The following is a 22348-nucleotide window of genomic DNA, read 5'->3' as shown; positions in this document are numbered from 1 at the left end:
CATCGGAGCGCTATCTTGCCGGGTGCATGCCAAAGCGTTGTGTCCGCGATCCGGAGCGCACGAGGAGCTGCCCATGAGACTGCCACGCTTCCGAAGGAGCCACGGGGACCGAGCCGGCCAGGGCGACCGAGCCCGCCACGGGGACCGGGCCGGCCAGTTCGAGCGGGTCCGCCGGACCCGCGCCCTGCCCCGTCGGCGCTCCCCGGCCGCCGCCCTGCTCGCCGCCGCCCTCACCGTCGCCGGCCTGGCCGCCGCCGGCCCGGCCGCCTCACCCGCCGCCGCGGCGCCCGCCGGTGCCACCGCGACGGCGGGCGACGTCACCGGCTTCACCCGGTCCGGGAACACCTACACGGTGACGACGTCCAGTGGCGCCAAGGCCCGGCTGGTCATCGCCCGTGCGGACATCTTCCGGCTCTGGCTCTCGCCCGACGGGACCTTCACCGACGACCCGGCCGGGACCGACCTCGCCCCCACCACCGACTTCGGTTCCGTGGCGAGCACCTCCACCGACGCCGGCGCGTACCACCGGGTCACCACCGGAGCCCTCTCCATCCGGGTCAACAAGTCCCCCCTGCGCTTCTCCGTCTACCGCGCCGACAACACCACCCCCGTCTGGCAGGAGACCCAGCCCACCAGCTTCGGCCCCGGCCGGACCACCCAGTACCTGGCCCGGGGCGCGGACGAGCAGTTCTACGGCACCGGCCTGCGGCTGGGCGAATGGGCGCTGCGCGGCAAGACCGTACCGGTCGCCGTCGACAACAGGTGGCGCGAGAACGACAACGCCAGCCCGGCCCCCTTCTACATGTCGACCAACGGCTACGGCGTCATGCGCAACACCTGGGCCCCGGGTTCGTACGGCTTCCACGCCCCCAGCACCCTCACCCACGACGAGAACCGCTTCGACGCCTGGTACTTCACCGGGGACTCCCTCAAGTCGGTGCTCGACGCCTACACCGACGTGAGCGGGAAGCCCTTCATGGCACCGATGTGGGGCTTCGAGCTGGGCAACGCGGACTGCTTCAACGCCTCCAACCCCGAATACCAGGGTGATCACGACCGGCTCCGCCACCAGACCACCCCCGACGTGGTGGGCTACGCCGCCGACGCCCGCGCCGCCGACATGCCCTCCGGCTGGTTCCTGCCCAACGACGGGTACGGCTGCGGCTACACGGCGCCCCTGAAGGCGACGGTGGACGCGCTGAAGGCCAAGGGCTTCCAGACCGGGCTGTGGACCTCCACCGGACTCGGCGGCATCGCCGACGAGGTGGGCAAGGCCGGCACCCGGGGCGTGAAGACCGACGTGGCGTGGATCGGCAGCGGCTACAAGTACGCCTTCGACGGCGTCCAGCAGGCCGTCGACGGCATCGAGAAGAACTCCGACGCCCGCCGCTACGTCTGGACCGTCGACGGCTGGGCCGGAACCCAGCGCAACGCCGTCGTGTGGACCGGCGACACCCACGGCACCTGGGACGACATGCGCTGGCACGTCCCCGCCATCGCCGGAGCGGGCCTGTCCGGCCTCAACTACGCGGCCGGGGACGTCGACGGCATCTTCGGCGGCAGCCCCAAGACCTACACCCGCGACCTCCAGTGGAAGGCCTTCACCCCGGCCTTCATGACGATGTCCGGCTGGGGCGCGACCGGCCCGTCCGCCGGCTACCAGGACAAGCAGCCCTGGCGGTTCGCGGAACCGTACCTCTCCATCAACCGCAAGTACCTCCAGCTCAAGATGCGCCTGATGCCGTACCTGTACACGATGAGCCGCGTCGCCCACGAGAGCGGGGTCCCGAGCACCCGCGCGATGGTCCTGGAGTACCCCGACGACCCGGTGGCCCGCGGGAACCTGACCAGCGGCCAGTTCATGGCCGGTGATTCCTTCCTCGTCGCGCCCGTCGTCTCCGACACCTCGGTCCGGGACGGGATCTACCTGCCCGCCGGGACCTGGACGGACTACTGGACGGGCCGGACGTACGCGGGCCCGGGCTGGCTCAACGGCTACCAGGCCCCGCTCGACACCCTGCCCCTCTTCGTCAAGGGCGGCGCCGTGGTTCCGATGTGGCCCCAGATGAACCACACGGGGGAGAAGCCCGTCTCCACCCTCACCTACGACATCCACCCCCGCGGCAACTCCTCCTTCAGCCTCTACGAGGACGACGGCCTGACCCGCGCCCACCAGTCCGGGGCCTACGCCCGCCAGCGGGTGGACGTCAGCGCCCCGGCGGCCGGCTCCGGCACGGTCTCGGTCGCCGTCTCCGCCCCCACCGGCAGCTACACGGGCAAACCGGCCTCCCGGGGTTACGAGTTCACCCTGCACGTGGCCTCCGCGCCGACCGCCCTCACGGTGGACGGTGCCGCCCTGCCCCGCCTGGCATCGAAGTCCGCCTACGACGCGGCGGCGACCGGCTGGTTCTTCGACGCCGCCGACCGCGCCGGGGTCCTGTGGGTCAAGACCGGCGCCAAGTCCGGCGCGTTCAGCCTGTCGGCCACCGGCACCACCCTCCCCTCGCCCGAGGCGCTGCCGTCCTCCGCCCCGATCGACCGGTCGGCCTGGTCCCTGGTGTCCGCCGACAGCGAGGAGACCCGCGCGGAGAACGGCGCCGCCCGCAACGCCTTCGACGGGAACCCGGCCACGCTCTGGCACACCGCCTGGTCCACCGGCACCCCCGCTCCGCTCCCGCACGAGATCCAGATCGACCTCGGTGCCCGCCACACGGTGGACGGCCTCGGCTACCTGCCCCGTCAGGACGGCGGGGTCAACGGCCGGATCGGCGGCTACGAGGTCTACGTATCCGACACCACCGCCGACTGGGGCAGCCCGGTGGCCACCGGTTCCTTCGCCGACACGGCCGCCGTCAAGAACACCGCCGTGGCCGCCAAGTCCGGCCGCTACCTCCGCCTCAAAGCCCTGACCGAGGCGGGCGGCCGCGGACCCTGGACCAGCGCCGCCGAGATCACCCTCACCGGACGCCCCGCCCCGCTCCCGGCCGCCGCCACCCTCGTCAACGCCGCCTCCGCGAGCTGCCTCGACCTGCCGCACAGCGCCACCGCCCCGGGCACCGAACCCACCCTCTACACCTGCCACGGAGGTCCCAACCAGCGCTGGACCCTGCACAACGACGGCCGCCTCACCGGCCTCTCGGGCGTCTGCCTCGACGGCGCGAAGGCCGCCCGAGTCACCGTCCAGACCTGCGACGGCAGCGCCGGCCAGACCTGGCAGGCAGGAGCCCAGAGCACCCTGCGCACCGGCGGCCAGTGCCTCGCCCCGGTGGGCGCCGCCACCGCCAACGGCACCGCGCTCACCCGCGCCGCCTGCAACGACTCGGCCGCTCAGCGCTGGACCTTCACCCCCTGACCCCGCCCACCCGCTCGGTGGGTCGGCACCCGTTCCCTCCCTCGCCCTTGGTCCGGACCGCGGCGAGGGAGGGAACGGGTTGCCGCCCGGGCCCTGCATCGATCTTGATCGAGAGCAAAACCCAAGTCAATCCTCTGATTTGCTCTCCAGACCCAAGTGATGACTTGGGTCTCGTAGGGTGGCTCCCATGACCCTCGACGATCTGCGCGTGTTCGTGGCCGTCTGCCGGGCCGGCAGCCTCAGCGCCGTCGCCCGCGACCTCGGCTGCACCCAGTCCGCCGTCAGTCAGCACGTCCGGCGGCTGGAGAAGCAGACCGGCGCGAGCCTCGTGGAGCGCCACGCCCGCGGCGTCGTCCCCACCGAGGCGGGCCGCATCCTGCAGGCGGCAGCCGCCGACGGAATCGCCGGCCTCGACGGCGCCCTGCGCCGCCTCGACGACCTCGTACGCGGGGACAGCGGCTCGGTGCGGGTCACCACCGGGGCCACGACCGTCCGGCACTTCATGTCCGAGGCCGTCGTCACCTTCCGCCGCCGCCACCCCGACGTGAGCCTGGAGTTCCAGACCGAGAACTCCAGCCGCGGCTGCTTCGACGCCCTCGCCGCCGACGACCTCGACCTCGCCTGGATCACCATCGGCGGCCCGGTCCGCGGCATCGAGCAGCGCCCCGTCATGGAACTGCCCTGGGTGCTCGCCGTCGGCGCCGACGACCCCCTCGCCGCCCGCCCCCGCGTCGAACTCGCCGACCTCGCCGGAATCCGCCACATCCGGCTGCCGGAGAACTCCGCCTCCCGCGCCCACCTCGACACCGCCTTCGCCGAGTCGGGCCTGCGCGTACGCTCCGACACCAGCGTGGCCGACTGGGACACCGCCCTCCTGCTCGCCGAACTGGGCCTGGGCCACGCCGTCGTGCCCGCGCTGCCCGGCTGGCGGGTGCCCGGCACCGGAGGCCCGCTGCGGCTCGTCCCGATCCCCGCCCTGCCGCCCCTGGCCGTGGGCTGGGCGGTCCGGCGCTGGACGGCCCTGGCCCCGCTGGCCCGCGTCTTCGCCGACGAGGTCGCCCGCAACTGCACGGCACGCGCCGCCGCGCACCGGACGCAGCCCTGAGCCCTCCCGCCCGACCCGGCCCGCGAGGCCCGCGGGTGACCTGCGGCCGAGTGGCCCCCGGCGGGCGCGCTTTCGAGTGACACCCACCGCTCGTCGCCGGGCCCGCCCCGCCCGGGTGTCCGAGCATCTCAGGCGGCCGGTCCTGTTCTGGTCATGATCATTCGCTGAATCGATCGGCCGTTCAGCCGGGGCGCGTCGGCGCCACGGAACCGGGCCGCCGCTGGGGAGGATCACGTGCACGTCCTGCTCGTCGCGAGCGCCTTCAACAGCCTCACGCAGCGTGTCCACGCCGAGCTGCGCGACCTCGGCCACAGCGTGGCCGTCGAACTCGCCCTGCCCCACGTCCGCCTGGCCGACGCCGTCCGCAGCCACCGGCCCGACCTGGTCCTCGCCCCGATGCTGAGGACGGCCCTCCCCGAAGAGGTCTGGTCCGCCCACACCTGCCTGATCGTCCACCCCGGGCCCGTCGGCGACCGCGGCCCCTCCTCCCTCGACTGGGCCCTCCACGACCAGGCCACCCGATGGGGCGTCACCGTCCTGCAGGCCGACGCGGAGATGGACGCGGGCGACGTCTGGGCCTCCGTCGAATGCCCCGTACCACCGGTGGCCAAGAGCGACCTCTACCGCGGTGAGATCGCCGACGCGGCGCTGGAAGCCGTACTCCTCGCCGTCCACCGCTTCGCCTCCGGCACCTGCACCCCCCGCCCCCAGTCCACCGGCCACGCACGCCCCGCCCTGCGCCAGGAGCACCGCCGGATCGACTGGCGGGCGGACTCCACCGAGCGGGTGCTGCGCCTGCTGCGCGCCGCCGACTCCCAGCCTGGCGTACGCGACGAACTGCTGGGCGGCGAGTGGTTCCTGCACGGCGGCCACCCGGCCCTGCCGGAGGAAGGGCTGCGCGGCCGGCCCGGAGAACTGCTGGCCACCCGGGCCGGCGCGATCTGCCGGGCCACGGCCGACGGCGCCGTCTGGATCCCGGAACTACGGGCCCGCCGCGCACCGGGCGGGCCCGCCACCGTCAAACTCCCCGCCACCACGGCCCTGGCCGACCGGCTGCCGCCGCTGCCGGAGCGGCCCGCCCCCGCGCGGTCCGGCCCGGGCGGCCCGGGCTGGTCCGACATCGGCTACCACGAGCAGGGGCAGGTGGGGTTCCTGTCCTTCTCCTTCCCCGGCGGCGCCATGAGCACCGACCGCTGCCGGCGCCTGCTGGACGCCTACCGCACCGCCTGCACCCGCCCCACCTCGGTCCTCGTCCTCGGCGGCGGCCGTGACTTCTTCTCCAACGGCATCCACCTGGGCGTCATCGAGGCCGCCGCCGATCCGGCCGCCGAGTCCTGGGCCAACATCAACGCCATGGACGACCTCGTCGAAGCCGTCCTCACCACCACGGACCGCCTCGTCGTCAGCGCCCTCGGCGGCAACGCGGCCGCCGGCGGGGCCATGCTCGCCCTCGCCGCCGATGAGGTCTGGTGCCGCGCGGGCGTCGTCCTGAACCCGCACTACCGCCTGATGGGGCTGCACGGCTCGGAGTACTGGACCTACACCCTGCCGCGCCGCGTCGGCACCGGCGTCGCGGACCGCCTCACCACCGAGGCCCTGCCGCTGAGCGCCGCCGCCGCGCACCGGCTCGGCCTGGTCGACCGTACGCTCACCTGCCCGCCGCAGGCCTTCGCCGGACAGACGGCGCGGCTCGCCGCCCACCTGGCCGCCCTGCCCGCCACCGCCTCCCGGATCGCCGGGAAGAAGGAGCGGCGCGAGCGCGACGAGGCGGAGCGGCCCCTGGCCGCCTACCGGGCGGCCGAGCTGGCCCGGATGCGGCAGACCTTCGACGACCCCGCCGCCCCCTACCACGCCCTGCGCCGCGCCTTCGTACGCAAGGAGCCCGCGGCCGCCACCCCGCCCCACCTGGCCTGCACCGTGCCGGGCCGGCACACCGCACCCCTGCCCTCCCGGCAGCGCACCGGCGTCACTGGACTGGCCGTACCAGACGGCGCACCGGGGGCGGTCGGCTGTTAGCAAGAGGGGTGAGGTCCGCACGAGCCGCCTCGCCCCGCACCCCTCCCTGAAACACCTCCCCGAGGAGGCACCCCCATGGACACAGCGACCAAGGACCCCGTCGAGGATCCCCCGATCCACATCCTCTGGATCAACGCGGGGCTGAGCTGCGACGGCGACTCCGTGTCCCTGACGGCGGCCATGCAGCCCAGCATCGAAGAGATCGTCATGGGGGTGCTGCCCGGCCTGCCCAAGATCGCCGTGCACTGGCCGCTCATCGATTTCGAATGCGGCCCGGTCGGCGGCGCGGACACCTTCATCGAATGGTTCTTCAAGGGGGAACGGGGCGAGATCGACCCCTTCGTCCTCGTCGTCGAGGGCTCGATCCCCAACGAGAGCATCAAGCCCGAGGGCTACTGGTGCGGCTTCGGCGACGATCCGGAGACCGGCCAGCCCATCACCACCAGCGAGTGGATCGACCGGCTGGCGCCCAAGGCCCTCGCCGTCGTCGCCATCGGCACCTGCGCCACGTACGGCGGCATCCACGCCATGGAAGGCAACCCGACGGGCGCCATGGGGGTGCCCGACTACCTCGGCTGGGACTGGACCTCGAAGGCCGGCATCCCCATCGTGTGCGTGCCCGGCTGCCCGATCCAGCCGGACAACTTCTCGGAGACCCTCACCTACCTGCTCTACCAGGCCGCCGGCTCCGCCCCGATGATCCCGCTGGACGACAAGCTGCGCCCCACCTGGCTGTTCGGCGCCACCGTCCACGAGGGCTGCGACCGGGCCGGCTACTACGAGCAGGGCCAGTTCGCCCACACCTACGACTCCCCGCAATGCCTGGTCAAGCTGGGCTGCTGGGGTCCCGTCGTCAAGTGCAACGTCCCCAAGCGCGGCTGGATGAACGGCATCGGAGGCTGCCCGAACGTCGGCGGCATCTGCATCGCCTGCACCATGCCCGGATTCCCCGACAAGTTCATGCCCTTCATGGACGAACCCCCCGGCGCCAAGATCTCCAGCAAGACCAGCGGCGCGTACGGGGCCCTGATCCGCAAGCTCCGCGCGGTCACGGCCCACACCGTGGACCGGGAACCCAAGTGGCGGCACACCGGCGGACAGCTGACCACGGGCTACCGCCCGCCCTGGTGACCGGCGCCCACCGCCCCGCACCGCCCGGCACCGCAGCCCGGTAGCGCCCGCACGCCCGCCACGTCCCCAGCGCACCAACTCCCGCTCAGAAGAGAAGGGTCACGGCAGACACGATGGCACCGAAGACGAAGGCGGCCGGAGACGGCAGCGGCCTGGTGGAGATGGCCTGGGATCCGATCACCCGGATCGTGGGCAGCCTCGGCATCCACACGAAGATCGACTTCAAGCAGAAGCGGGTCGCGGAGTGCTACAGCACCTCGTCGGTCTTCCGCGGCTACAGCGTCTTCATGCGCGGCAAGGACCCCCGCGACGCTCACTTCATCACCAGCCGCATCTGCGGGATCTGCGGCGACAACCACGCCACCTGCTCCGTGTACGCGCAGAACATGGCCTACGGGGTGAAGCCCCCGCACCTCGCCGAGTGGATCATCAACCTCGGCGAGTCGGCGGAGTACATGTTCGACCACAACATCTTCCAGGAGAACCTGGTCGGGGTCGACTACTGCGAGAAGATGGTCCGCGAGACCAACCCCGGGGTCCTGGAACTCGCCGAGCGCACCCCGGCCCCGCACGCGGGCGACCACGGCTTCAAGACCATCGCCGACATCATGCGCTCCCTCAACCCCATCGAGGGCGAGTTCTACCGCGAGGCCCTCCAGGTCAGCCGCTACACCCGGGAGATGTTCTGCCTGATGGAGGGCCGCCACGTGCACCCCTCCACGCTCTACCCGGGCGGTGTCGGCACCATCGCCTCCGTCCAGCTCTTCACGGACTACATGAGCCGCCTCATGCGGTACTGCGAGTTCATGAAGCGGGTCGTCCCCCTCCACGACGACCTCTTCGACTTCTTCTACGAGGCCCTCCCCGGCTACGAGGAGGTCGGCCGCCGGCGGGTGCTCCTCGGCTGCTGGGGCGCGCTCAACGACCCCGAGTACTGCGACTTCACCTACGCCAACATGACCGACTGGGGACGGAAGATGTTCGTCACCCCGGGCGTCATCGTCGACGGCAAACTGGTGACCAACGACCTCACCGAGATCAACCTCGGCATCCGGATCCTGCTGGGCAGCTCGTACTACGACGACTGGGCGGGCCAGGAGCAGTTCGTCCGGCACGACCCGCTGGGCAACCCGGTCGACCCCCGCCACCCGTGGAACCAGCACACCATCCCCGCTCCGCAGAAACGGAACTTCGACGACAAGTACAGCTGGGTGATGTCGCCCCGCTGGTTCGACGGCAAGGACCACCTCGCGCTGGACACCGGCGGCGGCCCCATCGCGCGCCTGTGGTCGACGGCCCTGTCCGGGCTGGTCCACACCGACTACGTGCAGGCGACCGGCCACAGCGTGGTCATCACCCTGCCCAAGACGATGACCAAGCCCGAGACCCGCTTCGAGTGGAAGATCCCGAAGTGGAGCAACGCGCTGGAACGCAACCGCGCCCGCACCTACTTCCAGGCGTACGCGGCCGCCATCGCGCTGCACTGCGCCGAGAAGGGCCTGGCGGAGGTCCGCGCCGGACGCACCCAGACCTGGGAGAAGTTCGAGGTCCCGGACGAGGGCCTCGGCGTCGGCTTCACCGAGGCCGTACGGGGCGTCCTCTCGCACCACATGGTGATCCGCGACGGCAAGATCGCGAACTACCACCCGTATCCGCCGACCCCCTGGAACGCCAGCACCCGCGACACCTTCGGCACACCGGGACCGTACGAGGACGCCGTCCAGAACACCCCGATCTTCGAGGAGAACACCCCGGAGAACTTCAAGGGCATCGACATCATGCGCGCCGTCCGCAGCTTCGACCCCTGTCTGCCCTGCGGCGTCCACATGTACGTCGGCCCCGGCAAGACGGTCAAGCAGATGCACGTGCCCACCGGCCTGAGCGGACTGGGCGGATGAGCGCGGCCGCCGATGCGCAGCGGGCGGGCCGCCAGGTCGAGGAGATCCTCGACCGGCTGGCCGCCACCGGCGACCGCCAGGCCTGCGAGGCCGCCGAGGAACTGGTGCGCGTCCTCATGGAGTTCTACGGGGCCGGGCTCGCCCGGATCCTCGAACGGCTCGGCGAGGGCCCCCTCGGCCCCCTGCTCGACGACGAACTCGTGGCGAGCCTGCTCGCCCTGCACGACCTGCACCCCGAGGACGTCCGCACCCGGATCCGCCGCGCCCTGGACAGCACGGGCGACCCGGTGGAACTGCTCGGGTTCGACGAGGCCACCGGCGTCCTGCGGCTGCGCCCCGCGGCCACCGGCGGTGGGTGCGGATGCTCCGGAACCACCGGGTCGGCCCAGCGGGACGTAGAGGAGGCCCTGGCCTGCTTCGCGCCCGAGGTGACCCGGGTGGAGCTGGAAGCGGCGGCCGCCCCGCCGCCGGCGCTGCTCCAGATCTCCACCCGCCCGCCCGCTCCGGCACGGGTGCCGTGAACGGGCCCGCGGCGCGCACCGGCGCCCCGGGCGTCCGGAGCGGCGTGAGCGGCCTGCGCCGGTTCACCGGCGCGCGCGAACCCCGCCCGGAACGCTGCGAACTGTGCGGGACGGCGGTGGCCGAGGACGGCCACCGCCACCTGGTGGAGACCGAGAAGCGGGCCCTGGTCTGCGCCTGCACCGCCTGCGCCCTGCTGTTCGACCGGCCGGGCGCGAAGACCGGGCGCTTCCGCGCCGTCCCGGACCGCTACCTCACCGACCCTTCCCACCGGCTCGACGACGGTGCCTGGGAACTCCTGCAGATCCCGGTCGGCGTCGCGTTCTTCTTCCGCAACGCCGCGCTCGACCGGCTGGTCGCCCTCTACCCGAGCCCGGCCGGGGCCACCGAGAGCGAACTCGACCCGGAGACCTGGCAGACCGTGCTCGGCGCGGGCCGGCTCTCCGGCCTGCTCGAACCCGACGTGGAGGCGCTGCTGCTGCGCCGTTCCGAGGGCCGGACCGAGTGCTACCTGGTGCCGATCGACATCTGCTACGAGCTGGTGGGGCGGATGCGGCTGCTGTGGCAGGGCTTCGACGGCGGGGCGGAGGCCCGGGCCGCGCTGCGCACCTTCTTCGAGCAGGTCGAGCGCCGGGCCAAGGTACCGGCCGGGGCCGGGGCCGGGGCCGAGGCGGGGGCGGAGGCGCGGCTGTCATGACCGAGACGACCGCTACGACCCCTACGACCGCCACGTCCGCCGTGACCGCTGCGACAGGAACCGCCGTCCCGGCTGCCCCGGCCGCCACAACAGCCGCGTCCGTCACAACAGCAGCCACGCCGGGGCCGGCGAACCTCACCTTCACCTGCACCGGAGTGCGCGCCGACGCCTACGCCGCCGGGCCCACCCTCGTCTTCCGGCTGCGCGTCACCGCCGACCCGGACACCCGGGTGCACGCCCTCGCCCTGCGCTGCCAGCTCCGGATCGAACCGGCCAGGCGCCGCTACGGCCCGGCCGAGGCCGAGGGCCTCGCCGACCTCTTCGGCGAACGCTCCCGCTGGGGCACCACCCTCCAGCCCGTGCAGTTCGCCCAGGTCGCGGTCATGGTGCCCAGCTTCACCGGGGAGACCGAGACGGACCTGGTCGTGCCGTGCAGCTACGACATGGACATCGCGGCCTCGCGGTACTTCAGCGCCCTGGAGGCGGGCGAAGTGCCCCTGCTGATGCTGTTCTCCGGCACGGCCTTCACCGGCGCCGGCGGGTTCCGCGTCGAGCCCGTGCCCTGGGACCGCGAGGCCTCGTACCGGATGCCGGTGGCCGTGTGGCGCGAGATGGTCGAACAGCACTTCCCGGGCTGCGGCTGGCTCAGGCTGCCCCGCGACACCATGGCCGAACTGCTGGCCTTCCGCTCGCGGCACGCGCTCGCCTCGTGGGAGGCGACCGTACGGGCCCTGCTCGACGCGGCGGACACCGCGAAACCCCCGCCGGTGGCCGGACTCCGGCTCGGCGGAGCGGTCCCGGGCGTCACCGGGAGGACCGCGCCATGACCACGACGACCGCTCCCGCGGCCCGCTTCGCCACCGCCCGGCAGGTGGCCGACGCCGTCCTCTTCGAGGGCTACGTGCTGTACCCGTACCGGGCCTCGGCGGCCAAGAACCGGCTGCGCTGGCAGTTCGGCGTACTCGTACCGCCCGCGTGGGGCCCCGCGCACGACGAACACTCCCTCCAGCAGACCGAGCTGCTGATGGAGCCCAAGGGCGACGCGACGCTGGCGGTGGAGCTGCGCTTCCTGCACGCGCGCCGCCGTACGGTCGAGCATGCCCGGGACGACGGCACCTTCGCCGAGGTCACCGAACTGCACCTGGCCGACCGGGTGCTCGTCCCCTGGGACGAGGGCGCCGAGGAACGCGTCGAACTCCTGGTCCCCGTGGCCGAGCTGGCGGGGGAGGGCGTCACCCTGCCCTTCCGGCTCCCCGCGGGCGAGGAGACCGAACCCGTCCTGGACACCGAGGGCCGGGTGGTGGGCCGACTGCTGCGGCGCACCGAGGAGGCCGAGGGCGTCGTACGGCTGCGCGCCACCGAACTCGACGGCGCCTACCGGGTGTTCAGACTCACCGCCGTCGTCGAGAACACCAGCCCCTGGAGGCCGGCGGACCGGGACGCCGACCGCGACGCCGCCCTGCCCCGCTCGCTGGTCTCCGCCCACCTCATGCTCGGCCTGAGCGCGGGCTCCTTCCTGTCCCTGACCGACCCGCCCGAATGGGCCAGGGGAGCGGTCGCGGACTGCGTCAACCTGCGCACCTGGCCGGTCCTCGCCGGTGAGGGCGGCCGCGCCGACGTGGTGCTGTCCTCGCCGATCATCCTGGAGGACCATCCGGCCATCGCCCCCGAGAGCGCCGGCGCGATGTACGACGCGACCGAGATCGACGAGATCCTCGCGCTGCGCACGGCGGCCCTGACCGACCAGGAGAAGCGCGAGGCACGCGGGACGGACGCCCGCGCGGCCGCCGTCATCGACCTGGCCGACTCGATGCCGCCCGAGGTGCTGGAACGGCTGCACGGGGCGGTCCGCGCCCTGCGGGAGATCACCGGCCCGGACGGGCCCCCGGAGTTCCGCGAACCCCCCGGGACGCCGACCGGACTCCCGGACGAGGACGCGGTGTTCAGGCCCGACACCCCGTGGTGGGACCCGGCCCGGGCCGACACCGCCGACCCGGCCCGGGACCGGATCACGATCGGCGGCGCCTCGGTGGGCGTGGGCAGCCGGGTACTGCTCCGCCCCGGCCTGCGCCGCACCGACGCCCAGGACCTCTTCCTCCAGGGCAGCACGGCCCTGGTCGAGGCCGTCCTGCACGACGTCGACGGGGGAGTGCACCTCGCCGTCACCGTGGAGGGCGACCCGGGCGCGGACATCCGCCGGGAACAGGGCCGCTTCCTGTACTTCCAGCCCGACGAGGTCACCCCCCTGGAGGACGTATGAGCGGCAGAACGCTCGTCGCGGGCATCGGCAACGTCTTCCTCGGCGACGACGGCTTCGGCGTCGAGACCGTGCGGGCCCTGGCCTCGCACCGACTGCCCGCCGACGTCGAGGTGGTGGACTTCGGCGTACGCGGCGTCCACCTCGCCTACCAGCTCCTCGACGGCTACGACACCCTCGTCCTGGTCGACGCCGCGGCCCGCGGCGGCGCCCCCGGCACGCTCTACCTGATCGAGGCCGGCGAACCCGGCCGGGCCGGAGCCGGCGGCGCCGTGCTCGACGGCCACCACATGTCCCCCGACGCCGTCCTCGCCCTGCTGGGCACCCTGTGCGCCGGGACCGGTTCCACACCGCCCCGGCGCACCCTGGTCCTCGGGTGCGAACCCGCCTGCGTCGAGGAGGGCATCGGGCTCAGCGCACCGGTCGCCGCCGCGGTGCCGGAGGCCGTACGCGCGGTCCTGGAACTGCTCCGGGACGAGGCCGACACCAGCCCCGAGGACGACCGGCCCCGCCGTGAACTGAGGAGAACCCCATGAAGAAGGCCCTCATCGGCGGCGCGACCGCCGCCGCCCTCGCCGCCGTACTGAAGCAGGTCCTCCCTGACATCAGGCGCTACCTCCGCATGCGCCGGATGTGACGCGCGGGTCCTCCCCGGCCGCGCCGGGCCCTTGACGGCGTGGCACAGCCCGGCGCGGCGCGGCCTGGCACGGGCCCGCACGGCCCGGCCCGCCCGGGCGACGTCCCGGCGCCCGAATGGCGTACGGGGCGCGCGGAGGGTCGGCGTGCCGAGCGCCACGCCCCCGTCCGGCCGGTCTAATGAGCCCCGGCAGGACGGAGTCCGATGCACGAGATGTCGATCGCCATGGCCGTCGTGGGCCAGGTGGAAGAGGCCGCGCGGGCCGGTGGCGCGGGTGCGGTGAGCGCCGTACGGCTCCAGGTCGGCGAGCTGGCGGGCGTGGTGCCCGACGCCCTGGCCTTCTGCTTCGAACTGGCCTGCGCCGGCACCGTCCTGGAAGGCGCCGCCCTCACCACGGAGTCCGTGCCGGCCCGCGCCCGCTGCGGTACCTGTACGGCCGAGTGGCCGGTGGGCATGCCACCCGAACTGTGCTGCCCCGGCTGCGGCCGGGCCACCGACGTCACCCTGCTCTCGGGCCGTGAGCTGCAGATCCTCAGCGTGCGGTGGGAGGACGGCCCCGCCCCCGCGCACCCCCGCGAACCGATCCCCGAGGAGGCCTGAACCATGTGCCGAGTGGTCGATCTGCGGCAGGCGGTACTCGCCAAGAACGACGAGGCGGCGCACGCCCTGCGCGCCGAACTCACCGCCCGCGGAACCGTCACCGTCAACCTCCTCTCCAGTCCGGGCAGCGGGAAGACGGCGCTGCTGGAACGCGAACTGCTCCTCGCCCGGGAGCGCGGAATCGGCGTCGCCGCACTCACCGCCGACCTCGCCACCGAGAACGACGCGGTACGGCTGGCCCGTTCCGGCGTACCGGTCAAGCAGGTGCTGACCGACGGGCTCTGCCACCTGGAGGCGGTGATGCTCAGCCGCCACCTGGACGGATGGCTGCCCGAGGACACCCGGCTGCTGTTCGTGGAGAACGTCGGCAACCTGGTCTGCCCGGCCTCCTACGACCTCGGGGAATCCCTGCGCGTGGTGCTCGCGTCGGTGACCGAGGGGGAGGACAAGCCGCTGAAGTACCCGACCGCCTTCGGGCTGGCCCAGCTGGTGGTGGTGACCAAGACGGACATCGCGCGCGCCGTCGGCTTCGACGAGGCCGCCTTCCGCGCGAACGTGCAACGGGTCAATCCCGGGGTGGAGGTGGTGCTCACCTCGGCCCGCTCGGACGAGGGGGCGGGCGTCCTGCTCGACCGGGCGCTGGCCGTCGGGGCGGGCGCGAAGACGCACGCGCCGGTCATGGCGCAGCAACAGCAGTACCGGCAGGACGGCGGGCACGGGCACGGGCACCACCACGGTGCCCGTGACCACGACCACGACCACGGGCACGACCACGGGCCGGGCCACGAGCACGATCACGACCACGACGGCCTTCCTCCGCACGCACACCCCGCCGTGGCGCAGACCCGTTGATGGATGCGGTGCAGCGCCGCCGGGTCACCGTCCGGGGGGTGGTACAGGGCGTCGGCTTCCGGCCCTACGTGTACACCCGCGCCACCGGCCTCGGTCTCGCCGGGCACGTGACCAACACCCCCGAGGGCGTCGTCGCCGAGGTCGAGGGCGCCCCCGCGGCCGTCTCGGAATTCTGCGACCGGCTCGCCGCGGAGGCGCCCCCGCTCGCCGTGGTGGACACCGTCGACCACTGCGAAGTGCCCGTCGCGGGCGGCTCCGGGTTCAGCATCGTCGCCTCCCGCACCGGCGGGCTCGCCCGGACCCTGGTCTCGCCGGACGTGGCCACCTGCGCCGACTGCCTCGCCGAGCTGACGGACCCGGCCGACCGGCGCCACCGGCACCCCTTCATCACCTGCACCCACTGCGGGCCGCGCTTCACCATCGTCACCGGCCTGCCGTACGACCGCGCCCACACCACCATGGCCCGGTTCCCGATGTGCGCCGACTGCGCCCGGGAGTACGCGGACCCCGCCGACCGCCGCTTCCACGCCCAGCCCGTGGCCTGCCCGGCCTGCGGACCCCGGCTGCGCCTGCTCACCGGGCACCCGCCCCGCGAGGCCGCGTCGGGCGCCGACCCGCTGGCCGAGGCCCGCAGGCTGCTCGCCGCCGGGGCGATCCTGGCGGTCAAGGGGCTCGGCGGCTACCACCTCGCCTGCGACGCCGGCCAGGCCGGAGCCGTCGCCGAGCTGCGCCGGCGCAAGGGCCGCGGGGACAAGCCGTTCGCCCTGATGGCCCGTGAACCCGCCGACGTCGAGCACCTCGTGCACCTCGGCCCCGAGGAACGGAGCCTGCTCACCGGGGGCGTCCGCCCGATCGTGCTGCTGCGCCGCCGGGCCGGGGCGCAGGGAGCGGCCGAGGCGATCGCCCCGCGCTGCCCCGACCTCGGCGTGATGCTCCCGTACACCCCCGTCCACCACCTGCTGCTCGGCCTGCCCGGTGACCCTCCCGGACCCCGTCTGCTCGTGATGACCAGCGGCAACCTCGCGGGGGAACCGATCGTCACGGACGACGGCGAAGCCCTGGACCGGCTCGCGGGCATCGCCGACGCCTGGCTCACGCACGACCGGCCCATCCACGTGCCCTGCGACGACTCCGTCGTGCGCGTCTGCGACGGCGAGCCGCTGACCCTGCGGCGCTCCCGCGGGTACGCCCCGCTGCCCGTCGCCCTGCCGCTCCCGGTGCCCGCGACCCTCGCCGCCGGGGGAGACCTGAAGAACACCTTCTGCCTCGGCGAAGGGCGCCGGGCCTGGCTGTCCGCGCACATCGGAGACATGGACGACCTCGCCACGCAGTACGCCTTCGAGCGGGCCGAGCGGCAGTTGGAGTCCGTCACCGGCGTCACCCCCACGCTGCTGGCCGCCGACCGGCACCCCGGATACCGCTCCGGGCAGTGGGCCCGGCGCGCCGCCGGCGCCCGGCCGCTGGTCCGCGTACAGCACCATCACGCGCACGTCGCCTCGGCGATGGCCGAGAACGGGCTGGACGGCGGGCGGCGGGTGATCGGCGTGGCCTTCGACGGCACAGGCTACGGCGACGACTGCGCGGTGTGGGGCGGCGAGTTCCTCCTCGCGGACTACGCCGGGTACACCCGCTTCGCCCACCTCGCGTACGTCCCGCTGCCGGGCGGCGACGCCGCCGTGCACCGGCCCTACCGCATGGCGCTGTCCCACCTGCGCGCCGCGGGCATCGGCGGGCTGCCCGGCCTGCCCTGTACGGAGGCCTGCCCGCCCGGCGAACTGCGGGTTCTGACACGCCAGTTGGAGCGGAACCTGAACTGTGTGCCCACCTCCAGCATGGGCCGCCTCTTCGATGCGGTCTCCTCCCTGGCGGGCATCTGCCAGCACGCCGGATACGAGGCCCAGGCCGCGATCGAGCTGGAGGGCGCCGCCGTCACCGCGCAGGGGACGGGCCCCGGCCCTGGCTATGCCTTCGCGCTGCGCGTCCCGCCGGACCCGGCTGGGGCCCCGGTCACCGCCGACCCGGCGCCCGTACTGGCCGCCGTGGTGGCCGACGTACGCGCGGGCGTGGACCCCGCCCTGATCGCCGCCCGCTTCCACTCCTGCGTCGCCGAGCTGGTAGGCACCCTCTGCGGGCTGGCACGCGAGCGGTCCGGTCTGGACACGGTCGCCCTGACCGGCGGGGTCTTCGCCAACACGCTGCTCTCCTCCGCCTGTACCCGCACCCTGCGGGAGCGGGGCTTCACCGTCCTGCGCCACCGCCACGTCCCGCCGAACGACGGTGGACTGGCCCTCGGCCAGCTCATGGTGGCGGCGGTCCTGGAACACCACCCACAGCAAGGAGAAGCCCATGTGCCTGGCGGTACCCGGCAGAGTGCTTGACATCGGGGAGAAGGACGGCACCCGCATGGCTACCGTCGACTTCGGCGGCGTGCAGAAGGAGGTGTGCCTGGAGTACCTGCCGGACCTCCAGGTCGGTGAGTACGCCATCGTCCACGTGGGATTCGCCCTGCAACGCCTCGACGAGGAGTCGGCCCGGCAGACCCTCGAACTCTTCGCGCAGCTCGGGATGCTCCAGGAGGAGTTCGGCGACCCGTGGGAGCAGGCCGCCGCGGCGGCGGGCTCCGACGACTGGCCCTTCGCGGACGAGCCCGCCGGGGCCGCCGCACCGCAGGAGGAAGCGCAGAAGTGAAGTACATCGAGGAATTCCAGGACCCCGCCCTCGCCCGGCGGCTGCTCGACGACATCCACGCCACCGTGACCCGCCCCTGGGCCCTGATGGAGGTCTGCGGCGGCCAGACCCACACCATCATCCGGCACGGGATCGACCAACTCCTCCCGGAACAGGTCGAGTTGATCCACGGCCCGGGCTGCCCGGTGTGCGTCACCCCGCTGGAGGTCATCGACAAGGCGCTGGAGATCGCCTCCCGCCCTGACGTGATCTTCTGCTCCTTCGGGGACATGCTCCGCGTCCCGGGCACCGGCCGCGACCTCTTCCAGGTGCGCAGCGAGGGCGGCGACGTCCGCGTGGTCTACTCCCCGCTCGACGCCCTGAAGATCGCCCAGCAGAACCCGCGGCGCCAGGTGGTGTTCTTCGGCATCGGCTTCGAGACCACCGCACCGCCCAATGCCATGACGGTGTACCAGGCGAAGAAGCTGGGCATCGCCAACTTCAGCCTGCTGGTGTCCCACGTCCGGGTGCCCCCGGCGATCGAGGCGATCATGCAGTCACCGAGCTGCCGGGTCCAGGGCTTCCTCGCCGCCGGGCACGTGTGCAGCGTCATGGGCATGGGGGAGTACCCGGAGCTGGCCGCGCGCCACAGGGTGCCGATCGTCGTGACCGGTTTCGAGCCGCTGGACATCCTGGAGGGCGTACGACGGGCCGTGCGGCAGCTGGAACGCGGCGAGCACACCGTCGACAACGCCTACGCGCGCGCCGTCCGCCCGGAGGGCAACCCGGCGGCCCTCGCCATGCTGGAGGACGTCTTCGAGGTCACCGACCGGGCCTGGCGCGGCATCGGCGTCATCCCCGACAGCGGCTGGCGGCTGTCCGCCCGCTACCGGGACTTCGACGCCGAGCACCGCTTCTCGGTCACCGGCATCAACACCCTCGAACCGGCCGAATGCCGCAGCGGCGAGGTCCTCCAAGGGCTGATCAAGCCGCACGAGTGCGAGGCCTTCGGCACGCTGTGCACCCCGCGCAGCCCGCTCGGCGCCACCATGGTGTCCAGCGAGGGGGCCTGCGCCGCGTACTACCTCTACCGGCGGCTGGAGATCAAGGCCGCGCCGACCACCCCGAGCGCCCCGCTGGAGGCGAGCCCCGTTGCCTGACACCGCACTGGACATCACGGGCTGGACCTGTCCGGCCCCGCTGCGCGACCGGCCGCGGGTGGTGATGGGCCACGGCGGCGGGGGCGCCCTCTCCGCCGAACTGGTCGAGCACCTCTTCGCCCCCGCCTTCGGCGGTGACGTGCTCGCCCAGCTCGGGGACTCCGCCGCCGTCACCCTCGGCGGCGTCCGGCTGGCCTTCTCCACCGACTCGTACGTCGTGCGGCCGCTCTTCTTCCCCGGCGGAAGCATCGGCGACCTGGCGGTCAACGGCACCGTCAACGACCTGGCCATGAGCGGAGCCCGAGCCGCCTACCTGTCCTGCGGGTTCATCCTCGAAGAGGGCGTCGAGGTCTCGGTGGTGGCCCGGGTGGCCGAGGCGCTCGGCGCGGCCGCGCGGACCGCGGGCGTGGAGGTGGCGACCGGCGACACCAAGGTCGTCGAAGCCGGCCACGGCGACGGGATCTACATCAACACCGCCGGGATCGGGATCATCCCCGAGGGCGTGGACCTGCGCCCGCAGCGCGTCGTACCGGGCGACGTGGTGATCGTCAGCGGTGAGATCGGACTCCACGGAGTGGCGATCATGAGCGTCCGCGAGGGCCTGGAATTCGGCGTGGACATCGAGAGCGACTGCGCGGCACTCGGCGGCCTGGTGCAGAGCATGCTCGCGGTCACCCCGGACCTCCACGTGCTGCGCGACCCCACCCGGGGCGGGCTCGCCGCCTCCCTCAACGAGATCGCGGCCGCCTCCGGCACCGGCGTCGTGATCCACGAGGGCCGGGTCCCGGTCCCGGAAGCCGTCGCGAACGCCTGCGCGATCCTCGGCCTCGACCCGCTGTACGTGGCCAACGAGGGCAAACTGGTGGCCTTCGTCCCCCGGCAGCATGCCGAGGCCGTCCTCGACGCCATGCGCGCCCATCCGCTGGGCGGCCGCGCGACCGTGATCGGCGAGGCGGTCGATGCCCACCCGGGCCTCGTCGTGGCGCGGACCGGCCTGGGCGGCACCCGCGTGGTCGATCTGCCGATCGGGGAGCAACTGCCGCGCATCTGCTGAGCCGTGCCAGGAGCGCCCCGACGGCGGACCCGGCCCGCGAACCCGTCCGCATGAGGGGCCGCACCCCGGGTAGGCGCGGGACGAGCGGAGGGGGAGAGCGAAGGAGGTTCGTCATGGGCTCCGCCATCTGGGCATTCGGCGGCGATTCGGGCCACCGGCCCGGTATGGATCTCGCCGGCTTCAAGGTAGAGGCGTCCGACGGGTCGGTCGGAAAGATCGACAAGCACTCCGAGGACGTCGGCCGCTCCTACGTGGTGGTCGACACCGGCCCGTGGATCCTCGGCCGGCGCGTGGTGATCCCGGCAGGGCTCATCACCCGCGTCGAGCTGCAGGAGGAAGCCGTCCACCTGTCCTGCACGCGTCAGCAGGTGAAGGACTCGCCGGACTTCGGGAGCGGCCAGACCGAGGACGACGTCGCCGCCATCCGGCAGATCGAGTCGCACTACTCGAATCCCCACATGTGAGCGCGACCGGGGCAGCCGCTCCCGGACCGAGCCAGCCGAGGTGAGAGCCGCATGGAATCGACCACCGAACCGGAACCCGAGGGCCCCGGTCCCACGCCCGAGCGGCCCGATCCGGTGCCCAGGGAGCCCGGTTCTCCGGCGCCCGCGGAGCGGCCGCCCGGACCCGGCCCGGCTCCGGCCGAGCCGTCCCCCAGCGAGCGGCCCCCGGTGCAGGAGCCGCCCGACTGAAGCGACCGAAGGAGGTGGCCCACGTGCGCATCGCGTTCCTGACGGCGCCCGAGGGCGTCGAGGAGATCGAACTCACCGAGCCGTGGAAAGCCGTACTCGCAGCCGGCTGGAACCCCCAGCTGGTCTCCACCAAACCCGGCCGGGTCCAGGCCTTCCGGCACCTCGACAAGGCCGGCACCCACCCCGTCGACCACGTCCTCGCCGGCGACACGGCGGACGGCTTCGACGCGCTCGTCCTGCCCGGCGGCGTCGCCAACCCCGACGCGCTGCGGATGAACGCACGGGCCGTCGGCTTCACCCGGTCCTTCTTCGATGCCGGCAAGCCCGTCGCCGCGATCTGCCACGCACCCTGGACGCTCGTCGAGGCCGACGTCCTGCGGGGCCGCACCCTGACCTCGTGGCCGAGCCTCGCGACGGACATCCGCAACGCGGGCGGCACTTGGGTGGACGAGGAGGTCCACATCTGCCGTGCCGGGCCGTCCGCGCTGATCACCAGCCGCAAGCCGGGCGACCTGGACGCCTTCTGCGCGGCGTTCGTCACCGAGTTCGGCGGCTGACGGAACACGACGTACCGCTGTGGGTCGGCCGACGCCCGCAGAGCCAACCGACGAGGCCCCGGGATGGAGGCCCCCATGTCAACCAGCACACTCATCGCCATCATCGTCCCCGCAGCGCTCGTACTCGTCGCGCTCGTCGCGGGACTGTGGCTGCTGAGCCGCAGGCGACACCTGCAGGACCGGTTCGGGCCCGAGTACACCCGCACCGTGGAGGAGGAAGGCGGCCGGCTGAAGGCCGAGCGCGAACTGCGCTCCCGCGAGGAACGCCATGCCGACCTGGAGATCAAGGAGCTGCCGCCCGAGCGCCGCCGCCAGTACGCGGACCAGTGGAGCGGCGTCCAGGAGCGATTCGTCGACGGTCCCGAAGGGTCCGTGTCGCAGGCCGACGAGCTGGTGTCGCGGCTGATGAGCGAGCGCGGCTATCCGACCGGCGGATACGAGGACCAGGTCCGGGACCTGTCGGTGGAACACGCCGACACGCTGGGGCACTACCGCGCCGCGCACGCCGTCAAGGAGCGCAGTGCCGAGGGCCGGGCGACGACCGAGGAGCTCCGCGGGGCGATGGTGCACTACCGGGCCCTGTTCGACGAACTGCTGAGCGAAGGAGGCGGACGACATGCGTGACCAAGGCGACTGGAACGACCGGCCCGACGAGGGCCGCCTGTCCACCGAGGACATAGCCGACCCCGGCGGAACGGATGCGACGGACGCGACAGGGGCCACGGGCTCGACGGACGCGGCCGGCGCGACGGACCAGCCCGTCTACCCCGGCGAGGCCACGGCCGACCGCGACGACGAGCCCGGTGCGGAGGATGATGGAGTGGCGCGGGACGAAGCGCCCGCCGCCGGCGAGACGGCCCAGGACGAGACGGCCCAGGACGAACCCCTCCTCAGCGAGGAGGAAACGACGGAGTACCGCACGTCGTGGAGCGAGATCCAGGGACGCTTCGTCGACGACCCGCAGGAGGCGGTCAGGTCCGCGGACACGCTGGTCGCGGAGGTGATGCAGACCCTGGCCCGCACGTTCTCGGAGCACAAGCAGGGGCTGGAGGCCCAGTGGGACCGCGGTGAGCAGGTCGCGACGGAGGATCTGCGGCTGGCGTTGCAGCGGTACCGCTCGTTCTTCAACCGTCTTCTGAAGACGTGAACAGTTG

General features: G+C 73.2%; 21 protein-coding genes. All 21 read left to right on the top strand.

The window, feature by feature from the left end; genetic code table 11:
- The first annotated feature begins 73 nt into the window (after positions 1-73).
- The 21 genes from AB0D94_RS30290 (at position 74) to AB0D94_RS30190 (ending at position 22341) form a co-directional block, all read left to right on the top strand.
- Complete coding sequence (locus tag AB0D94_RS30290; RefSeq protein ID WP_362058181.1) at positions 74-3352, top strand: TIM-barrel domain-containing protein; 3279 nt, start codon at positions 74-76, stop codon at positions 3350-3352.
- A 187-nt stretch (positions 3353-3539) separates the two neighbouring features.
- Complete coding sequence (locus AB0D94_RS30285) at positions 3540-4457, top strand: LysR family transcriptional regulator (protein ID WP_362058179.1); 918 nt, start codon at positions 3540-3542, stop codon at positions 4455-4457.
- A 234-nt stretch (positions 4458-4691) separates the two neighbouring features.
- Entirely contained in the window at positions 4692-6473 is a 1782-nt protein-coding gene (locus AB0D94_RS30280; protein WP_362058176.1) for a hydrogenase maturation protein, read from the top strand.
- Between the two features lie 75 nt (positions 6474-6548).
- Positions 6549-7604, top strand: coding sequence for a hydrogenase expression protein HypE (locus tag AB0D94_RS30275; protein ID WP_362058173.1), 1056 nt, complete (start codon positions 6549-6551; stop codon positions 7602-7604).
- A 113-nt stretch (positions 7605-7717) separates the two neighbouring features.
- The gene (locus AB0D94_RS30270; RefSeq protein ID WP_362058170.1) at positions 7718-9502 is read left to right on the top strand and encodes a nickel-dependent hydrogenase large subunit; all 1785 of its coding nucleotides are present in this window, start codon (positions 7718-7720) and stop codon (positions 9500-9502) included.
- On the top strand, positions 9499-10023 hold the full coding sequence (locus tag AB0D94_RS30265; protein WP_362058167.1) for a hypothetical protein: 525 nt from the start codon (positions 9499-9501) through the stop codon (positions 10021-10023). The genes AB0D94_RS30270 and AB0D94_RS30265 overlap by 4 nt, the downstream gene beginning before the upstream one ends.
- A complete protein-coding gene (locus tag AB0D94_RS30260; protein ID WP_362058164.1) occupies positions 10020-10718 on the top strand; it encodes a DUF5947 family protein in 699 nt (232 codons plus the stop codon). Before AB0D94_RS30265 ends, AB0D94_RS30260 begins: the two co-directional genes overlap by 4 nt.
- The gene (locus AB0D94_RS30255; RefSeq protein ID WP_362058161.1) at positions 10715-11545 is read left to right on the top strand and encodes a DUF6084 family protein; all 831 of its coding nucleotides are present in this window, start codon (positions 10715-10717) and stop codon (positions 11543-11545) included. Before AB0D94_RS30260 ends, AB0D94_RS30255 begins: the two co-directional genes overlap by 4 nt.
- Entirely contained in the window at positions 11542-12978 is a 1437-nt protein-coding gene (locus AB0D94_RS30250) for a hypothetical protein (protein WP_362058158.1), read from the top strand. Before AB0D94_RS30255 ends, AB0D94_RS30250 begins: the two co-directional genes overlap by 4 nt.
- Complete coding sequence (locus tag AB0D94_RS30245; protein ID WP_362058155.1) at positions 12975-13511, top strand: hydrogenase maturation protease; 537 nt, start codon at positions 12975-12977, stop codon at positions 13509-13511. Before AB0D94_RS30250 ends, AB0D94_RS30245 begins: the two co-directional genes overlap by 4 nt.
- A 305-nt stretch (positions 13512-13816) precedes the next feature.
- Positions 13817-14212, top strand: coding sequence for a hydrogenase maturation nickel metallochaperone HypA (locus AB0D94_RS30240; protein ID WP_362058152.1), 396 nt, complete (start codon positions 13817-13819; stop codon positions 14210-14212).
- A gap of 3 nt (positions 14213-14215) precedes the next feature.
- Positions 14216-15064, top strand: coding sequence for a hydrogenase nickel incorporation protein HypB (gene hypB, locus AB0D94_RS30235; protein ID WP_362058149.1), 849 nt, complete (start codon positions 14216-14218; stop codon positions 15062-15064).
- Positions 15064-17442, top strand: coding sequence for a carbamoyltransferase HypF (gene hypF / locus AB0D94_RS30230; RefSeq protein WP_362058146.1), 2379 nt, complete (start codon positions 15064-15066; stop codon positions 17440-17442). Before hypB ends, hypF begins: the two co-directional genes overlap by 1 nt.
- Positions 17411-17752 carry a HypC/HybG/HupF family hydrogenase formation chaperone gene (locus AB0D94_RS30225; RefSeq protein ID WP_362058143.1) on the top strand — a complete coding sequence of 114 codons (342 nt, stop codon included), beginning with the start codon at positions 17411-17413 and terminating at the stop codon, positions 17750-17752. Before hypF ends, AB0D94_RS30225 begins: the two co-directional genes overlap by 32 nt.
- Complete coding sequence (gene hypD, locus AB0D94_RS30220; protein WP_362058140.1) at positions 17749-18891, top strand: hydrogenase formation protein HypD; 1143 nt, start codon at positions 17749-17751, stop codon at positions 18889-18891. Before AB0D94_RS30225 ends, hypD begins: the two co-directional genes overlap by 4 nt.
- Positions 18884-19945, top strand: a complete 1062-nt coding sequence (gene hypE / locus AB0D94_RS30215) for a hydrogenase expression/formation protein HypE (RefSeq protein WP_362058137.1) — start codon at positions 18884-18886, stop codon at positions 19943-19945. Before hypD ends, hypE begins: the two co-directional genes overlap by 8 nt.
- A gap of 113 nt (positions 19946-20058) precedes the next feature.
- Positions 20059-20409, top strand: coding sequence for a PRC-barrel domain containing protein (locus AB0D94_RS30210; RefSeq protein ID WP_362058134.1), 351 nt, complete (start codon positions 20059-20061; stop codon positions 20407-20409).
- A gap of 51 nt (positions 20410-20460) precedes the next feature.
- Positions 20461-20637, top strand: a complete 177-nt coding sequence (locus tag AB0D94_RS30205) for a hypothetical protein (protein ID WP_362058131.1) — start codon at positions 20461-20463, stop codon at positions 20635-20637.
- 23 nt (positions 20638-20660) lie between these two features.
- Complete coding sequence (locus AB0D94_RS30200; RefSeq protein WP_362058128.1) at positions 20661-21194, top strand: type 1 glutamine amidotransferase domain-containing protein; 534 nt, start codon at positions 20661-20663, stop codon at positions 21192-21194.
- A gap of 75 nt (positions 21195-21269) precedes the next feature.
- Positions 21270-21818, top strand: coding sequence for a hypothetical protein (locus tag AB0D94_RS30195; RefSeq protein ID WP_362058125.1), 549 nt, complete (start codon positions 21270-21272; stop codon positions 21816-21818).
- Positions 21811-22341 carry a hypothetical protein gene (locus tag AB0D94_RS30190; protein WP_362058122.1) on the top strand — a complete coding sequence of 177 codons (531 nt, stop codon included), beginning with the start codon at positions 21811-21813 and terminating at the stop codon, positions 22339-22341. The genes AB0D94_RS30195 and AB0D94_RS30190 overlap by 8 nt, the downstream gene beginning before the upstream one ends.
- The last annotated feature ends 7 nt before the right edge of the window (positions 22342-22348 follow it).

The sequence above is a fragment of the Streptomyces sp. NPDC048255 genome (assembly GCF_040652415.1).
GTDB lineage: Bacteria > Actinomycetota > Actinomycetes > Streptomycetales > Streptomycetaceae > Streptomyces.
The sequence above is the reverse complement of the archived record's forward strand: the minus strand, read 5'-3'. Positions and strand labels throughout refer to the sequence as shown.

Excerpts from the sequence above, each read along its gene's own strand:
- AB0D94_RS30275 (WP_362058173.1), top strand. The coding sequence starts at position 6,549 with ATGGACACAGCGACCAAGGACCCCGTCGAGGATCCCCCGATCCACATC.
- hypB (WP_362058149.1), top strand. The coding sequence starts at position 14,216 with ATGTGCCGAGTGGTCGATCTGCGGCAGGCGGTACTCGCCAAGAACGAC.
- AB0D94_RS30265 (WP_362058167.1), top strand. The coding sequence starts at position 9,499 with ATGAGCGCGGCCGCCGATGCGCAGCGGGCGGGCCGCCAGGTCGAGGAG.
- AB0D94_RS30255 (WP_362058161.1), top strand. The coding sequence starts at position 10,715 with ATGACCGAGACGACCGCTACGACCCCTACGACCGCCACGTCCGCCGTG.
- AB0D94_RS30225 (WP_362058143.1), top strand. The coding sequence starts at position 17,411 with ATGTGCCTGGCGGTACCCGGCAGAGTGCTTGACATCGGGGAGAAGGAC.
- AB0D94_RS30210 (WP_362058134.1), top strand. The coding sequence starts at position 20,059 with ATGGGCTCCGCCATCTGGGCATTCGGCGGCGATTCGGGCCACCGGCCC.
- AB0D94_RS30205 (WP_362058131.1), top strand. The coding sequence starts at position 20,461 with ATGGAATCGACCACCGAACCGGAACCCGAGGGCCCCGGTCCCACGCCC.
- AB0D94_RS30285 (WP_362058179.1), top strand. The coding sequence starts at position 3,540 with ATGACCCTCGACGATCTGCGCGTGTTCGTGGCCGTCTGCCGGGCCGGC.
- AB0D94_RS30240 (WP_362058152.1), top strand. The coding sequence starts at position 13,817 with ATGCACGAGATGTCGATCGCCATGGCCGTCGTGGGCCAGGTGGAAGAG.
- hypF (WP_362058146.1), top strand. The coding sequence starts at position 15,064 with ATGGATGCGGTGCAGCGCCGCCGGGTCACCGTCCGGGGGGTGGTACAG.
- AB0D94_RS30190 (WP_362058122.1), top strand. The coding sequence starts at position 21,811 with ATGCGTGACCAAGGCGACTGGAACGACCGGCCCGACGAGGGCCGCCTG.
- AB0D94_RS30195 (WP_362058125.1), top strand. The coding sequence starts at position 21,270 with ATGTCAACCAGCACACTCATCGCCATCATCGTCCCCGCAGCGCTCGTA.
- AB0D94_RS30245 (WP_362058155.1), top strand. The coding sequence starts at position 12,975 with ATGAGCGGCAGAACGCTCGTCGCGGGCATCGGCAACGTCTTCCTCGGC.
- AB0D94_RS30250 (WP_362058158.1), top strand. The coding sequence starts at position 11,542 with ATGACCACGACGACCGCTCCCGCGGCCCGCTTCGCCACCGCCCGGCAG.
- AB0D94_RS30270 (WP_362058170.1), top strand. The coding sequence starts at position 7,718 with ATGGCACCGAAGACGAAGGCGGCCGGAGACGGCAGCGGCCTGGTGGAG.
- AB0D94_RS30290 (WP_362058181.1), top strand. The coding sequence starts at position 74 with ATGAGACTGCCACGCTTCCGAAGGAGCCACGGGGACCGAGCCGGCCAG.